We start from the raw sequence: 15,828 nt of genomic DNA, 5'->3' as shown, positions 1-15,828 counted from the left end.
TGGTTCTCCTGGTTCGCGTTAGCGGAATACGACGGTGCGGGTGTTGTTGAGCAGGACGCGGTGCTGGCAATGCCACTTCACGGCCCGGGACAGGGCCTGCGATTCGGCATCGCGGCCGACCGTCACCAGGGCGTCCGCATCAAGGCTGTGGTCCACCCGGAAGACTTCCTGCTCGATGATGGGGCCCTCGTCCAGCTCCGGGGTGACGTAGTGCGCCGTGGCCCCGACGAGTTTCACGCCGCGGTCGTATGCCTGGTGGTACGGCTTGGCGCCCTTGAAGCCGGGCAGGAAGGAATGGTGGATGTTGATGGCCCGGCCGCGCAGGCTGGTGCACAGATCGTTGGAGAGCACCTGCATGTAGCGGGCCAGGACCACGAGGTCGGCATCGTATTCGGCGATGAGCTCCAGCAGACGGGCCTCCGCCTCGGGCTTGGTGGCGGCCGTGACGGGCACGTGGATGAAGGGCAGCCCGGCACCTTCGGCCATCGCGCGCAGCTCCTCGTGGTTGGAAACCACGACGGCGATCTCCGCACCCAGGCTGCCGGCGCGCCAGCGGAAAATCAGGTCGTTCAGGCAATGGCCGAACTTCGAGACCATGACCAGCAGCCGCTGGGGCCGACCGTCATGGAAGGTGAAATTCATGCCGAACTCCCCGGCCGTCGCCGCGAATTCGGCGGTGAGGCTTTCTGCCGTGACGGCTGCCCGGTGGTTGAGCTCGTCGAAACCGGGGTCGGCGCCTCCTCCCGTGAAGGCCGTCCTCAGGTAGAGGTTGCCGCTGACGTGGTCGTCGAACTGCTGGTGCTCCACGATGTCGAAGCCGCGGTCGGCCAGGAAGGCGGTGACAGCCCGGACGATGCCCGGCCGCTCGGGGCAGGCCAGGGTCAGGACGAATTCCGCCGTCCGGGCCTCGGACACCGAACGCGCAGCCGCGCTAGAGGCCTCGGCCCTTGCGGCTGCAGCGGCCGTAGTTGCAGCGCCGGCGGGGCGGCTTTCAAGAACTGTGGTCACGGTTGTCTCCTTGGTGGTGGCGACTAGTTGGTGGCGACGGCGTCGGTGGCGTCGCTGGTCTTGGCGTCGCTGGACGTGGTGTCACCCGGGCAGCGCGTGCCCTCGGCACAGCGTCCGTCGCATTCATGCCTGGTCACGAGATCGAACTGGACGCCGCCGTGCTGTTCCACTCCGGTGCGGATGGCGCGTTCGACCACCGTGGTGGCGAGCCGCTGCCGCAGCGCCAGCGGATCACGGCGCAGGTCGCGGGCCAGAGCGAGGCAGAGCAGGAGCATCACCACCACGAAGGGCAGGGCGGCCACGATCGTGATCCGCTGCAGGCCGGACAACGCTTCGGACGGTTCGTCTCCGCCGGCAAGGAGCATCACGGCTGCCACTCCGCCGGTCAGCAGGCCCCAGAAGATCACCAGCCCGCGGCGGGGTTCGCTGGCTCCGTTGGAACTCAGGGAGGCCATGATGATGGAGGCGGAGTCTGCTCCGGTGATGAAGAAGATTGCCACCAGGACCATGGCCAGGACGATGACCGCGGCGGTGGCCCAGGCAGGCATGTTCAGGTTCTTGATCAGGTCGAAAAGGGCGCCGTCGAACGAGATGGAGGGTGCGCCGTCGACCATTTTGACGAGGCCGTCGGCGGGGTTCTCCGTCTTGTCGGCCTGCTGCTGGATGCCGAAGGCAGTGCCGCCGAAGATGCCGAACCAGATCACGCTGACAAGGCTGGGAACCAGCAGGACTCCGGTGACGAACTGCCGGATGGTACGGCCCCGGCTGATACGGGCGATGAACATCCCAACGAACGGTGTCCAAGACAGCCACCAGGCCCAGTAGAAGATGGTCCAGCTGGACATCCAGCTCCGCAGCGCCTCGTCTCCCACGGCCTCGGTCCGGGAAGACATTTCCGCCAGGTCCCTGGCATAGTCCCCCACGGCGGCCGGGATCAGGTTCAGGATGAAGAGCGTGGGCCCGGCCACGAACACGATGAGGGCCAGGACAACGGCCAGGACCATGTTGATGTTGGACAGCCACTGGATGCCGCGGCTGATGCCGGAGACCGCGGAGGCCACGAAACAGGACGTCAGGATTGCGACGATGACCACGAGCACGGGTGTGCCGATTTCCCCCACCCAGCCGTTGGACGTCAGGCCGCTGCCGATCTGGAGGGCGCCCAGGCCCAGCGAGGCAGCGGTGCCGAACAGCGTGGCGAAAATAGCCAGGATATTAATGAACTTGCCCACCGGGCCTTCAACCATCCTGATGCCAAAGAGCGAGGTGAAGGCCGCGGAGATGAGCTGCTTGCGGCCCAGTCGGTAGGTGCCGTAGGCCATGGCGATGCCAACCACTGCATACATGGCCCAGGGGTGCAGGGTCCAGTGGAAGATAGAGGTGGCCATGGCGGTCTGGATGGCCGCGGGGGTCCGTCCGTCCACGGTTCCGGGCGGCGGCGAGACGTAGTGGTAGAGGGGTTCGGCCACGCCGTAGAACATGAGCCCGATGCCCATGCCGGCGGCAAACATCATGGCTACCCAGGAGATGGTGCGGAATTCGGGTTTCTCGCCGTCCTTGCCCAGCGGGATGTTGCCGAACTTGCCGAGGGCCAGCCACAGAACAAAGACCACGAAGAGCGACGCCAGGACCATGAAGAGCCAGCCGGTGTACTCCATGACCCAGTCGAGGACGCTTTGCGATGTGGCAGCGAGGCTGTCCCGTCCGAAGAAGCCCCACAAGACGAAGGCGACGGCGCATGCGCCCGTGATCCCGAAGGTGGCCTTGTCGAGTGTGAGTTTGCGGTTCCGGCGTTCCGTTACGGCCCGCTCGGTCTTGGTCTGGCGCAGCTCCTGCAGGAGCTGCTCACAGTCCTCCGTGTCCAGGACTGCTGCGGGCGGGAGGGGTGCGGGCGGGGTGGGATCGAGGGCAGCAATGTCACTGTCCAATGCCATGAGGGAGTCCTTTGTTCGGATTCATGGGCTGGTGCTAGACGTGGCCGTCCATTGTCAGGCCAGGGGGGGAGGTTGGGAACCTCGTCGGATTCGGTGATCATGATGTCGCCGTCGATCACTGAGACTTCGTGGGAGCGGACCGGCAGCTTGGCCGGCGGGGCGTCAACGCTTCCCGTGCGCAGGTTGAACCGGGAGGCGTGCAGCGGGCATTCGACCCAGCAGTCCTCCACCCAGCCGTCGGCCAGGGAGGCGTCTTGGTGCGTGCATGTGTCGTCGATGGCAAAGAGTTCGCCCTCTTCGGTGTGGAAGACGGCGATGGGCGGCGACGTATTCAGCCGCAGCGCTTCCCCGGGTGCCAGTTCGCTGAGCGGGCATGCCTTGTGCATGGAGGGACCTCTTCTTCGTTCGGGGATCCTGCGCAACTGCCGGGCGTTGTTCCGCAGGGATCAACAGCAATCGCAATAAGCAACAGAGTGGGGTTGCTCACAGGGGATGTCAAGACTTTTCTGCTCTATTGCGCGGCCCGGTCCTGCCGGCAGACCGGTCTCGGCGGAGGACTGGCCGTGGCAGGATAGGCCTGATCTGGGTCCTCTCGGGCGTGCTGATGACCGGCTACCCGGCACCAAGACCGAAGCCGGGACCGAAGGATGCCCGCTAGGCCGGTACTAGCTGTACTGCCCAGAGACGTTGGTTGGGTGAATGTGATGACTCGCTGGAGTCGTTGACTCATGGGTGAGGACCTCCGGTTGCACAGTGGAGTTGCTTAGACAACCGCTGAGGCGACCAGGAGGTCCTCAATGTCCCACGCTAATGCCGCTTTGACTCCACGCCAACGGTTACGCCTCGCGCGTCTCGTCGTTGATCACGGCTGGCCGGTGTCCCGGGCTGCCGAACAGTTCAATTGTTCCTGGCCCACAGCCAAACGGTGGGCTGAACGGTATGCCGCGATGGGCGAAGCGGGCATGCCTGACAGATCCTCACGTCCGCACCGGGTGGTGAACCGGACCCCGCAGCAACTGGTCCGCAAGGTCGTGCACCTGCGGTGGAAGCAGCGGCTGGGGCCGGTCGCGATCGGCGCGAAGCTGTCCACGCCCGCCTCGACCGTCCACGCGGTTCTGGTGCGGTGCCGGCTGAACCGGTTGCATCACGTGGACAAACGCACCGGGGAAGTCATCCGACGCTACGAGCACGACACGCCGGGGGCGATGATCCATGTCGACGTGAAAAAACTCGGCAACATCCCCGACGGCGGCGGCTGGCGCTACGTCGGACGGCAGGACGGCAAGCGGAACCGGATAGGGACCTCTGACAAGCCGCGCAACAGGCATCACAATCCTTTGATCGGCACCGCCTACGTGCACACGGTCATCGACGACCATTCCCGCGTCGCCTACGCCGAGATTCACGGCGACGAAACAGCGGTCACCGCTGTGGGAGTGCTGCGACGGGCCGTGTCCTGGTTCGCCGCCCGCGGCGTCACCGTCGAGCGGGTCCTGTCTGATAACGGCTCAGCCTACAAATCCCACCTCTAGGGGGACACCTGCCGGGAGCTGAACGTCAAGGCCAAGAAGACCCGCCCCTACCGTCCGCAGACCACGGCAAGATCGAACGGTTCCACCGCACTCTGGCCGACGGCTGGGCATTCCAACGCTTCTACGCCACAGAATCAGCCCGCAGAAACGCCCTCCCGGCATGGCTGCACCATTACAATCACCACAGGCCCCACACCGCAATCGGAGGCCACCCGCCCATCAGCCGCTTAACCAACCTGCCTGGGCAGTACAACTAGCGCCGGGTGTAGCCCATGTTCGCGCTGATCCGGAGGCCTGCCTGTTTGAGCGCCTCGAGGAGTCCCGGCGCCGCCTCGGGATCAAAGCGGAAGGCCGGGCCGGAAATGCTGACCGCGCCGATCACCGCCCCAACATGGTTGTACACCGGCACTGACATCGAGTTGAGCCCGATTTCGAACTCTTCCCGGACCACGCCGTAGCCGTTGCGGGCGACGTCGAGAAGCTGGTTTTCGAGCTTGGCCCGGTTGGTGATGGTCCGGGGAGTCCGGGCCGGGAGCCCCGTCTCCTTCAGGATGCGGTCGCGGTCGTCCGCGGACAAGGCTGCGAGCAGGACTTTTCCGCTGGACGTGGCGTGAAGCGGCGTCAGGCTGCCCACCCAGTCGTAGGTGGCCAGCGTTGACGGTCCCATGGCCTGGTCCACATTAACGGCGTAATTGGAGCGCAGAACGGCGAGGTTGACGGTCTCCTTGAATTCCTCGGCCAGGCTTTCCAGCACGGGCCGGGCCTCGCGGACCAGGCTGAGTCGGCCGGGGATGGAGCTTGCCAGCCGCAGGATGCCGAACCCCAGTTGGTATTTTCCCCGTTCGCTGTTCTGGTGGACCATTTCCCGGCTGACCAGGGAGCCCAGCAGGCGGGAAACCGTGGACTTGTGGATGCCCATCTCCTCGGCAATTTCGCTCACGCCCGCATGGCCGTCCCGGGCAAGTATTTCCAGGACTGCGAGCGCCCGGTCTACGGACTGGACACCTCCGTGCTGCCCACCCTCAGCATCGATATCAGATTCAGGGTCACTGTTCGAAGCCATGATCCATACTCTCAAGTAGTTTCTGCGGCTTTTGCTTACCCGCCACAAGGCCGCCTGTAGCGTCCTCTCGGTTAGTTCGACCATTCCGATCCTAGTCCCGGAGGTGTGACGGAGCTGACATTGCGTTAAGCGGGTTAACGCAGCGCCTGCGAATCAGCGCAGGTCACGGCGCATGAGCACGCGGGGGAAGCCATTGATCACTGAGTCAGTGTCGGCAGCCCAGGCGAACCCGGCCTGTTCGAAGAGTTTGCGGGTGCCAACGTAGGCCATGGTGAGGTCAACGCGTTGGCCCCGGTTGTCCACGGGGTAGCCTTCGATGGCGGGCGCACCGTGCTGCCGGGCGAAATCGACGGCACCCTGCAGCAGCTGATGGGAGATTCCCTCGCGGCGATGTCCAGGCCGCACCCGAATGCACCACACGGACCACACGTCGAGGTCGTCCACGTGCGGAATCCTGCGGTTGCGGGCAAAGCTGGTGTCGGCGCGCGGATGGACGGCCGCCCAGCCCACCACTTCATCCTCGTCGTATGCGAGCACCCCCGGCGGCGGCGCCTGCCCCACGAGTTGCTCCACCAGTTCCCCTCGCTCCGGGCCGTGTAGCTGCACGTTCTGATTGGAGGGGATGCGGTAGCTCAGGCACCAGCACACGGTCGCATCGGGCCGCTTGGGTCCGAGCATCGTTTTCACGTCCTCGAACTGCGTCGCCGGACGAATCTCGATCGCCATGCCGCCACCCTGTCACCGGCCTGCCGGTCCTGCAAGGGGCAGTTCGCGGGCAGCGGTTGAAACCGCACTACGCCCGCTGTGTCGCGACGGCCCTAGAATGTCAGACCCCCTTGGAAGACTGTGTCTATGAACAACATTCGGGAGTCGGAGTTGAGACTGGTAGCCCCGCCACCAGGCGGCGCTCTTCCCGGTGCCGCTTTTCCGGACGGCGGGTTTTCATTCGACGCGTTCCCGGATGACAGCTATCCATATGACTCTGACCCGAACATCGTGTTTTCAGACCCCACCTTTCCAGAGGACCCTTTCCCCGACGCCGCATTTTCGGGCCCTGCGTTTCCCGAGGCCGCGTTTGCCGATGACGCCGCCTCGAACACCTATGCGTCCAGCTCCGCTGGGTCCTGTGCCAGTGTTCAAGACCTGATTGCTGCGGCGGGTTCGCTGCAGATCAGCCCGGACAGCGCCGGGCTGATCGAGCAGCTGGCTGGCTTGGAGGTCCTGAAGTGCGTGGGCGCCGGCCTGCAGGCAAGGATTGCCGCTGTCTCTTATACACATCTAGATGTGTATAAGAGACAGGCCACGGCCGGGGTCCCCGTCGCGGAACGGGGCCAGGGCGTGGCCGCGCAGATCGCCCTCGCCCGCCGGGAATCGCCCAGCCGCGGCAGCCGCCAGCTTGGCCTCGCCAAGGCCCTCGTGACCGAGATGCCGCACACCCTGGCCGCCCTGGACAGCGGGCAGCTCAACGAATGGCGTGCCACCGTGATCGTCAAGGAGACAGCATGCCTGTCCGCGGCCGACCGGTGCGCCGTCGACGACGAACTCGCTCCCGACACAGGGACCTTCGCCGGGGTCGGGGACCGCGCCATCACCGCGGCGGTTAGGGCCGCGTCCTACCGCCGGGACCCCCGCTCCGTCACCCAACGGGCCGGTCGCGCCGCTGAGGAGCGGTGTGTCAGCCTTCGCCCGGCACCGGACACCATGACCTACCTGACAGCCCTGCTGCCCGTCGCGCAGGGCGTCGCCGTGCATGCCGCGCTCAGCCGGCACGCCGACAGCCTTCGCTCCGAAGGGGATGACCGGACACGTGGACAGGTCATGGCCGACGCCCTGGTTGAACGTACTACGGGCACCCCCGGGGGAATCTCGGGCGTGGAGATCCAGCTCGTCATGACCGACCGCACCCTCTTCCAAGGCGATGGCGAGCCGGCCCGGCTACCCGGGTACGGCACCGTCCCGGCCGGCTGGGCCCGCCACCTGCTTACCCGGGCGCAGGGCCGGAAGGAGGACGATCACGAGCTCAGGACCTGGCTTCGCCGGCTGTACACCGCACCCGGGACCGGCGACCTCGTCGCCATGGATTCACGGGCACGACTGTTCCCAGCCGGGCTGCGGCGCTTCATCGAGGCCCGTGATGACACCTGCCGCACCCCGTACTGTGACGCACCCATCCGCCATCACGACCACGTCGTACCGTGGCACAAGGGCGGAACCACCAGTCTCGGAAACGCGGCCGGGCTGTGCGAGGCCTGCAATCACACCAAAGAACTCCCCGGATGGAAAGCCCAACCCGCGCCCGGCCCCCGGCACGCCATCGAACTCCGCACCCCGACCGGCCAAAACTACCGTTCCACGGCACCTCCCTTGCCCGGGTCCAGCCAACCTGAACAGCCAGCCCCACCCGCGCAACCGACCAAGCCACAGCGGGGGTATCGTCGCCGCAGGAGCGGGTCGCCGGCGCGACGGAGCGTTGCGCCCCCAGAGCCAAAGCCGGAAAGCAAGCGTGAGCACAGTTCTTATCTGCCCACGCCAGCCAGGGGCACGCTTAGCGCAGGCCGTTGCTGTGGGCGAGCGCAATGGCCTCTGTCCGGGACGAGGCCCCGATCTTGCGGAAGATGTTCCGGAGATGGAACTTCACCGTGTTCTCGCTGATGTGCAGCTTCCCCGCTATGGCGCGGTTGCGCTGCCCGGCGGAGAGCAGCTGGAGCACCTCCAGTTCCCTCTCGCCGAGCTTCCACTCCGAGACATCGGCCAGCTGGCGCGCGGGCGGATCGAGGGGGAGGTCGACGGCGACATCGGCGCCCCAGCCCGGCATCACCTCGATCGAAATGCGGCCGTCCAGGGCTTCCACGCGCTGGACCAGGCGCGCGATATTGGGTGCTTCCGCGGACAGCTCGCCGAGGCCGTCGTCGCGGACGTTGATGAGGAGGTTCTCGCCGTCGCAGTCCCACTGGGTCCGGATGCGGCGGACCTTCGGCTGGTCCACCATGGCGAGCACCACGCCCCGGACGATGGCCCGCGCGGCGTGGGCCACCTCTCCGGGCAGGGCTCGGCCGTTGACGGGCGGTTCGATGAACTGGACGTCGATCCCGCTGAAATTCATGAGCGGCCGGAGGTCGTCCCGCAGGCGCTGGAAGGCCGTGCTGACCGGTTCTTCCACCAGGTCGGTGGTGCGGTCGTTGAGCGTGCGCAGGCCCACGAGTGCTTTGGCGGCAACGTCGGTGGCGGACTTCCGCGCCGCGTCGTCCTTCAAGGCCGGCGACCGCAGCGCGGCGAGGAGGGTCTCGAGCGTGGTGGAGTGGCGGTCGACGAGCTCGGCCGTCACCCGTACCCGCTCGGCCGACGCCGCGCGGGATTCAATGAGGTACGACGGCGGCGCATCGGCCACCTTTTCCCTGATGCGCTCCGCCGTGAGCTGCCACAGGTAGCGGAGCACCCACTGCGCTTCCGCCTGGTCCGCGGGATCCGGCAGGGGCTGCGGATGGGCGAGGACCAGCAGCGCATTGCTGGGCGAGGACAACGCGAGGACCGGCCGTTCCTCGCCGCCCAGCACGGCCTCCCCCTCCCACAGTTCGACGCCGGAACCCTCGAAGCCGGAGCTGTTGCCGCCGGGCAGCGACGGGCCAGCCGGAGACGGGCCAACTAGCGATGCCCGGATGTGGTCCAGTTCGGCGATGGACACCCGGCTGATGATGGCTTCGGCGCCGGCTTTCTTCTGCGGCCGGCCGGTGCAGTCCTCGGTGAAGATCACCAGGGCGCTGCTGTCCAGGTAGGGGACGAGCGCCGCCCTCAGGCGCCGGGCGATGTCGGCCAGCGGTGCCGCGGACAGGGCGGCGACATCCTCCAGCAGAGGCCGGGCCGCCTGCATCAACTCGGGATGGGGCGGCCGCGGAGCGGAGGTTGCAGGCGCGGTTTCGACAGGTCGGGTCACCCGCCCAGTTTACGGAGTTCGAGCGGGTTGCCCACCCTTTCGGGTAGTACGAACCGTCCGATGATGGCGTATTGCCTGCCCTTCGGGCAGGTCAGGATGAAGAGGTAACCACTTCTGAAGGAGGTACGCGCCGATGAGCGTCATCGCAGAAACTGATCCGGCCGCCCTGGCCGGCACGTCCCGGGCCTTTAGCCGGAACCTACTTCTCATCCAGGACGAGATCGCAGAGGCCGCCGGCCGCGTGGATCCGGAACAGGTTGCTGGACTGGCGTCCGAACTCCGGCTGGCCGGCAGGATTTTCGTGACGGGCGCAGGCCGCAGCGGCCTGGTGCTGAAGATGGCGGCCATGCGGCTAATGCACCTTGGCCTGACGGTGCACGTGGTCGGGGAGACCACGGCCCCGGCCATCCGTTCCGGCGACCTGTTGCTCGCCGCCTCCGGATCCGGCACTACGGCAAGCGTGGTCAAGGCCGCGGAAACCGCGGCCGCCCAAGGCGCCCGGGTTGCCGCCTACACCACCAACGCCGGTTCCCCGCTCGCGGAGCTGGCCTCCGCCGTCGTACTGATTCCGGCGGCGCAGAAGACGGACCACCGTTCCGGAGTGTCCCGCCAATATTCGGGCAGCCTCTTCGAGCAGGCGCTGTTCGCCGTCACCGAGGCCGTCTTCCACGGCCTCTGGGACGAGGACGCCGCCGCCCCCGAGGAACTCTGGCTTCGCCACGCGAACCTCGAATAGCCCCCTCATTTCATCCCCGTCACCACCAAGAACCACGAACCAACCAACAAACCAAAAAACCCAGGAAAGAGACCCCCACATGAAACTGCAAGTCGCCATGGATGTCCTCACCGTCGAAGCCGCCCTCGATCTCGCCGGGAAGGTGGCCGAATACGTTGACATCATCGAACTCGGGACGCCGCTGGTGAAGAACGCAGGGTTGGCCGCCGTGACCGCCGTCAAGACCGCGCACCCGGACAAGATCGTGTTCGCCGACATGAAGACCATGGACGCCGGCGAGCTCGAGGCCGAGATCGCCTTCAACGCCGGGGCGGACCTCGTGTCCGTCCTGGGCAGCGCCGACGACTCCACCATTGCCGGCGCAGTAAAGGCCGCCAGGGCCCACAACAAGGGCGTCGTGGTGGACCTGATCGGAGTCCGGGACAAGGTGGCCCGCGCCAAGGAAGCACGCGCCCTCGGCGCCAAGTTCATCGAATTCCACGCGGGCTTGGACGAGCAGGCCAAGCCCGGCTACAACCTCAACGTGCTCCTCAGCGCCGGCGAGGAAGCCCGGGTTCCCTTCTCGGTGGCCGGCGGAGTGAACATCTCCACCATTGAAGCGGTGCAGCGCGCCGGCGCGGACGTCGCCGTCGTCGGCGGCTCCATCTACAGCGCAGACGACCCCGCCGTTGCTGCGAAGGAGCTGCGCGCGGCAATCATCTAACAGGCGCTCCGGCGCCTGCGGGAACTCCCGGGAAACGCCGACGGCGGCCCGCACCTTCCGGTGCGGGCCGCCGTTCCGGTGCAGCCGCCCCTCCGGTTCCGGCCGCCGTTCCGGTGCAGCCACCGTCGTGCGCGCAGAGCCGTTCCCTGGGGGGCGGCGTCGTGCCACACTTGGGTGAACTATCGAATGGCTGGGGGGATCCAAGTCAGGAGATTGTCATGAGCAGTCTGTTCCACACCCGCACTTCAGGCTTTCGGCTGGCGGTGAGCAACTCATGATGATCGGCTGGGCCTACCTCGCAGCGGCCATCATGACCGTGGACTCCCTGCTGCTGGGATTACTGCTGATGAACGTGAAATGGCCGAAACGCCGGAAGTGACGCTGTGAGGGCTACGTCCGCGGAATCCTGATCAGCTGCATGAACTCCTCCAGGTGGGCGGCCATGTCCACGTAGTCGTCGTAGAGCCACGCTAACTGGATGCCTTCGATGAGCGCGGCGATTTGCCGGGCGCCAACGGCCGGATTGAGGGCGGCCGCCACACGCCCCGCAGCGATTTCAAGGTCAAGCTCCGCCCGCACGGAACTGATGATTTCCTCATCCCGGCGTCGGATGAATTCGTGGGCAGGATGGTCCGGTCGCACGGGAGACCAACGGCGATTCCGCACTCATGGCCTCGGAAATATAGGCTGCGCTGACCATGCCGCCGGTGTCCACGGCGGCGGGACCCTCTCTTAGGTGCCGCGGTGACACTCACAGCTTCCTGACAGTCTCCGAACAGCGGTGCCATATCCCGCTGCCGCATCTTTGTATGAAGGGGGCTGAACCCGACGCCCTTAGCCACAAGCCGTTTCGCACGGCGGATCGAGGAGACACAGCATGTCACGAACCAAGAGAATCACGCTCGGCGTTGCGGCCGGAGCCTTGGCGCTGGGCGCCGGACTGGGAGTCACGGGCATGGCCTCCGCAGCCACCACCCCAACGCCCACTGCCAGCGCCAGCGCGTCCACCGGCAGCACCGCACCCGCGGACGGCATGCGGGGCGGCCACAAGGGGGACCGCGGCCAGATCGCTGCGGACCTCGCCTCAAAGCTTGGCGTCGAGGAGGCCAAGGTGACCGCAGCGCTCCAGGCGTTCCGGGATGCCAACAAGCCCGCCACGCCGCCTGCCGACGGCACCAAGCCGGACCGCACCGCCAGGGACGCGGCGATGGCCAAGTCCCTCGCGACGGCACTCGGCGTCGACGAAGCCAAGGTCACGACGGCGCTCTCGGAGATCCGTGCCGCCGCTCAGGCGGAGCGCGCGGCCGCCCTGAAGACCAAGCTGGACACGGCCGTCACCGACGGCACGCTGACCCGGGCCGAAGCCGATGCCGTCACGAAGGCGGTTGAAAAGGGGGTGATCGGCGGAGGCGGCCACTAGGCTCCCGCGCAGCCGGCCCGCGCCAGCCGAATCCCGCGCCGGCCGAATACAGGAATCCCCCGGGAAAGTCCCGGGGGATTCCTCCGTTCCCGACGCTCCCTAGAGGACCTTGCGGATGGTCTCTTCGAAGCTCGTGACGTGGTGCAACGCGAGTTCGCCGGCTTTGTCGGCGTCGCCCTCGGCCACCGCCTTGAGCAGCTCCACGTGCTCGGTGATGTGGCCGCTCACTGACGGGACCTTGTCCAGGACGAGGCACCAGATGCGCGTTGCCAGGTTGTCGTAGCGGATCAGGGTGTCTTCGAGGTGCGGGTTCCCGGCGGCCTTGTAGATCAGGCGGTGCACCGTGAGGTCGTATTTCATGAGCTCGCGGGATTCCGCGGGGCTGGGATCCAGTTCCGAAATTGTTTTGGCGACGCTCAGTAATTCGCGGCGCATGGGGGCGCTGGCCCGCGTGGCCGCACGGCGCGCAGCCAACGGTTCCAGCAGTTCCCGGATTTCCGAGACGTCGGCCAGTTCGGTGAAGTCCACATTCGTGGCAAAGGTGCCCCGCCGCGGATAGGACACCACCAGGTGGTCCACTTCCAGCCGTTTGATCGCCTCGCGCACGGGTGTCCGGCCGAAGCCGAGCTCGGCGGCCAGCTGCCCGTCGTTGATGGGTTCGCCGGGCCGGATTTCCAGCATGATCAGCTTGTCACGCAACTGCCTGTACACCGCCTCCGCCTGGGACAGTGTTTCGTCCTCGGCGGGCGGCAATGCGGGAAGTGCATTCACGGCGCGGCTCCGTTCTTCGGTGGGGTCCTCTTGGCTACTGGGTCCGAGATTCAAACGGAAGCCCGGTTCCACTTTGCTTCCGGCTATTGACTCTCATGTGATCTCAATCATACCATTGTCATCACACTGATATATCAATTAGAGACAAAGTGGTATTTCAAAGGAGCATCCGTGGTTGAGCAGTTGAATGAGCGACTTTCCGCAGTCGATCCTGAGGTCGAGCAGGCCGTTGCCCGCGAGCTGGTCCGCCAGCAGTCCACGCTCGAGATGATCGCGTCGGAGAACTTTGCTCCCGCGGCCGTCATGGAGGCACAGGGCTCGGTCCTGACCAACAAGTACGCCGAGGGCTACCCCGGGAAGCGCTACTACGGCGGCTGCGAGCACGTGGACGTCATCGAGCAGCTCGCCATCGACCGGGTCAAGGCCCTGTTCGGCGCCGAGTTCGCCAACGTCCAGCCGCACTCCGGCGCCCAGGCCAACGCCGCCGCCATGTTCTCACTCCTCAACCCGGGCGACACCATCATGGGACTGGATCTGGCACACGGTGGCCACCTGACCCACGGCATGCGCATCAACTTCTCCGGCAAGCTCTACAACGTGGTCCCGTACCACGTGCGCGAATCCGACTTCCGCGTGGACATGGCCGAGGTCGAAGCCTTGGCCCTGCAGCACCGCCCGCGCCTGATCGTGGCCGGCTGGTCCGCGTACTCCCGTCAGCTTGACTTCGCCGAGTTCCGCCGCATTGCCGACCTCGTGGGCGCCTACCTGATGGTGGACATGGCGCACTTCGCCGGGCTGGTGGCGGCAGGGCTGCACCCCAACCCGGTGCCGTACGCCGACGTCGTCACCACCACCACGCACAAGACCCTCGGCGGTCCGCGCGGCGGAGTCATCCTCGCCAAGGAGGAATACGCCCGCAAGATCAACAGCGCCGTGTTCCCCGGCCAGCAGGGCGGCCCGCTGGAGCACGTCATCGCCGCCAAGGCCGTCGCCTTCAAGCTGGCCGGCACGCCGGAATTCAAGGAACGCCAGGAGCGCGTCCTCGAGGGAGCCAAGCTCCTGGCCGAGCGGCTCCTGCAGGAGGACGTGGCAGCGGCCGGCATCTCCGTGGTGAACGGCGGCACCGACGTCCACCTGGTCCTCGTGGACCTGCGGAACTCGGAACTGGACGGCCAGCAGGCCGAGGACGCCCTGCACCGGATCGGCATCACCGTCAACCGCAACGCCGTCCCGTTCGACCCGCGCCCGCCCATGGTCTCCTCGGGACTCCGCATCGGGACACCGGCCCTGGCCACCCGCGGCTTCGGGCCCGTGGAGTTCACCGAAGTCGCGGACATCATCGCGACGGCGCTCATCGCCGCCGCCGGTACCGGAACCATCGGCGACGCGACCGCCGTCGAACTCGGCGCCCGGGTCACGGCGCTCGCCGAACAATTCCCCCTCTACCCGCACCTGAACGACGGCACCGAGATTGCCGCCTTCGAGGCAGACATGATTGGAGCAGCCCAGTGAGCACCCAGCAGCTTCCGGAGCACCCGGAATTCCTCTGGCACAACCCGGACCCGAAGCCTTCCTATGACGCAGTCATCGTTGGTGGCGGCGGCCACGGCCTGGCCACCGCCTACTTCCTGGCCAAGAACCACGGCATGACCAACATCGCCGTCCTGGAAAAGGGCTGGCTGGCCGGCGGCAACATGGCCCGGAACACCACCATCATCCGTTCCAACTACCTCTGGGACGAGAGCGCGGCCATCTACGAGCACGCCCTGAAGCTCTGGGAAATCCTGCCGGAGGAGCTCGAATACGACTTCCTGTTCAGCCAGCGCGGCGTCATGAACCTGGCCCACACGCTGGGCGATGTGCGCGAGAGCATCCGGCGCGTGGGAGCGAACAAGCTCAACGGTGTGGACGCGGAGTGGCTGGACCCGGACCAGGTCAAGGAACTCTGCCCCATCCTGAACATCAGCGACAACATCCGCTACCCCGTCATGGGCGCCACGTACCAGCCGCGCGCCGGCATCGCCAAGCACGACCACGTGGCCTGGGCATTCGCCCGCAAGTGCGACGAACTCGGCGTGGACATCATCCAGAACTGCGAAGTCACCGGCTTCGTCAAGGACGGCAACCGCGTGGTGGGCGTCAAGACCAACCGCGGCACCATCAACACCGAAAAGGTGGGCCTGTGCGCCGCCGGGCACAGCTCGGTCCTGGCCGAAATGGCCGGCTTCCGGCTCCCCATCCAGTCGCACCCGCTCCAGGCGCTGGTCTCCGAACTGCACGAGCCGGTCCACCCCACGGTGGTCATGTCCAACCACGTGCACGTCTACGTTTCCCAGGCCCACAAGGGCGAACTGGTCATGGGCGCCGGCGTCGACTCCTACAACGGCTACGGCCAGCGCGGGTCCTTCCACGTGATCGAGCACCAGATGGCAGCGGCCGTCGAGCTGTTCCCCATCTTCGCCCGGGCGCATGTGCTGCGGACCTGGGGCGGGATCGTGGACACCACGCTGGACGCCTCACCCATCGTGGGCCTGACCCCGGTGGACAACATGTTCGTGAACTGCGGCTGGGGCACCGGCGGGTTCAAGGGCACCCCGGCTGCCGGGCTCACGTTCGCACACACCATCGCCACGGGCACCCCGCACAAGCTGAACAAGCCGTTTGCGCTGGAACGCTTCGAAACCGGAGCCCTGATCGACGAACACGGCGCCGCCGCCGTTGCCCACTAGA

General features: G+C 66.5%; 13 protein-coding genes and 2 pseudogenes. 7 read left to right on the top strand and 8 right to left on the bottom strand.

Annotation, left to right across the window (positions count from 1 at the left end; genetic code table 11):
* Window positions 1-18: 18 nt before the first annotated feature.
* The 3 genes and pseudogenes from purU to B1A87_RS24435 form a co-directional block, all read right to left on the bottom strand.
* The gene (gene purU, locus B1A87_RS22040; RefSeq protein ID WP_078027079.1) at window positions 19-1,008 is read right to left on the bottom strand and encodes a formyltetrahydrofolate deformylase; all 990 of its coding nucleotides are present in this window, start codon (window positions 1,006-1,008) and stop codon (window positions 19-21) included.
* Between the two features lie 23 nt (window positions 1,009-1,031).
* On the bottom strand, window positions 1,032-2,942 hold the full coding sequence (locus B1A87_RS22035) for a BCCT family transporter (RefSeq protein ID WP_078027080.1): 1,911 nt from the start codon (window positions 2,940-2,942) through the stop codon (window positions 1,032-1,034).
* Window positions 2,943-2,976: 34 nt separating this feature from the next.
* A pseudogene (locus B1A87_RS24435) lies at window positions 2,977-3,328 on the bottom strand (bifunctional 3-phenylpropionate/cinnamic acid dioxygenase ferredoxin subunit).
* A 411-nt stretch (window positions 3,329-3,739) separates the two neighbouring features.
* On the opposite strand from B1A87_RS24435, the pseudogene B1A87_RS22025 reads away from it, so the two are divergent.
* A pseudogene (locus B1A87_RS22025) lies at window positions 3,740-4,731 on the top strand (IS481 family transposase).
* Here the strand turns inward: B1A87_RS22025 and B1A87_RS22020 are convergent.
* Both B1A87_RS22020 and B1A87_RS22015 read right to left on the bottom strand, forming a co-directional pair.
* Window positions 4,728-5,537, bottom strand: coding sequence for an IclR family transcriptional regulator (locus B1A87_RS22020; RefSeq protein WP_078027081.1), 810 nt, complete (start codon window positions 5,535-5,537; stop codon window positions 4,728-4,730). The pseudogene B1A87_RS22025 and the gene B1A87_RS22020 overlap by 4 nt on opposite strands.
* Before the next feature lie 153 nt (window positions 5,538-5,690).
* The gene (locus B1A87_RS22015) at window positions 5,691-6,263 is read right to left on the bottom strand and encodes a GNAT family N-acetyltransferase (protein WP_078027082.1); all 573 of its coding nucleotides are present in this window, start codon (window positions 6,261-6,263) and stop codon (window positions 5,691-5,693) included.
* Window positions 6,264-6,533: 270 nt separating this feature from the next.
* Between B1A87_RS22015 and B1A87_RS22010 the strand changes: the two genes are divergently transcribed.
* On the top strand, window positions 6,534-8,189 hold the full coding sequence (locus tag B1A87_RS22010) for a DUF222 domain-containing protein (RefSeq protein ID WP_395940289.1): 1,656 nt from the start codon (window positions 6,534-6,536) through the stop codon (window positions 8,187-8,189).
* On the opposite strand, the gene B1A87_RS22005 is transcribed toward B1A87_RS22010, so the two are convergent.
* The gene (locus B1A87_RS22005) at window positions 8,083-9,405 is read right to left on the bottom strand and encodes a response regulator transcription factor family protein (RefSeq protein WP_078027084.1); all 1,323 of its coding nucleotides are present in this window, start codon (window positions 9,403-9,405) and stop codon (window positions 8,083-8,085) included. The genes B1A87_RS22010 and B1A87_RS22005 overlap by 107 nt on opposite strands.
* A 196-nt stretch (window positions 9,406-9,601) precedes the next feature.
* On the opposite strand from B1A87_RS22005, the gene hxlB reads away from it, so the two are divergent.
* Together hxlB and hxlA are read left to right on the top strand one after the other, a co-directional pair.
* Window positions 9,602-10,204, top strand: coding sequence for a 6-phospho-3-hexuloisomerase (gene hxlB, locus B1A87_RS22000; RefSeq protein WP_078027085.1), 603 nt, complete (start codon window positions 9,602-9,604; stop codon window positions 10,202-10,204).
* Window positions 10,205-10,283: 79 nt separating this feature from the next.
* Window positions 10,284-10,907, top strand: a complete 624-nt coding sequence (gene hxlA / locus B1A87_RS21995) for a 3-hexulose-6-phosphate synthase (protein WP_078027086.1) — start codon at window positions 10,284-10,286, stop codon at window positions 10,905-10,907.
* A 390-nt stretch (window positions 10,908-11,297) separates the two neighbouring features.
* On the opposite strand, the gene B1A87_RS21990 is transcribed toward hxlA, so the two are convergent.
* Entirely contained in the window at window positions 11,298-11,549 is a 252-nt protein-coding gene (locus tag B1A87_RS21990; protein WP_185982436.1) for a hypothetical protein, read from the bottom strand.
* A 235-nt stretch (window positions 11,550-11,784) separates the two neighbouring features.
* On the opposite strand from B1A87_RS21990, the gene B1A87_RS21985 reads away from it, so the two are divergent.
* Complete coding sequence (locus B1A87_RS21985; RefSeq protein ID WP_078027087.1) at window positions 11,785-12,327, top strand: hypothetical protein; 543 nt, start codon at window positions 11,785-11,787, stop codon at window positions 12,325-12,327.
* A 99-nt stretch (window positions 12,328-12,426) separates the two neighbouring features.
* On the opposite strand, the gene B1A87_RS21980 is transcribed toward B1A87_RS21985, so the two are convergent.
* On the bottom strand, window positions 12,427-13,098 hold the full coding sequence (locus tag B1A87_RS21980; RefSeq protein WP_078027088.1) for a GntR family transcriptional regulator: 672 nt from the start codon (window positions 13,096-13,098) through the stop codon (window positions 12,427-12,429).
* Between the two features lie 171 nt (window positions 13,099-13,269).
* Between B1A87_RS21980 and glyA the strand changes: the two genes are divergently transcribed.
* Window positions 13,270-14,610, top strand: coding sequence for a serine hydroxymethyltransferase (gene glyA, locus B1A87_RS21975; protein ID WP_078027089.1), 1,341 nt, complete (start codon window positions 13,270-13,272; stop codon window positions 14,608-14,610).
* Entirely contained in the window at window positions 14,607-15,827 is a 1,221-nt protein-coding gene (locus B1A87_RS21970; protein ID WP_144275935.1) for a sarcosine oxidase subunit beta family protein, read from the top strand. Before glyA ends, B1A87_RS21970 begins: the two co-directional genes overlap by 4 nt.
* The last annotated feature ends 1 nt before the right edge of the window (window position 15,828 follow it).

The organism is Arthrobacter sp. KBS0703 (assembly GCF_002008315.2).
Taxonomy (GTDB): Bacteria; Actinomycetota; Actinomycetes; order Actinomycetales; family Micrococcaceae; genus Arthrobacter.
The sequence above is the reverse complement of the archived record's forward strand: the minus strand, read 5'-3'. Positions and strand labels throughout refer to the sequence as shown.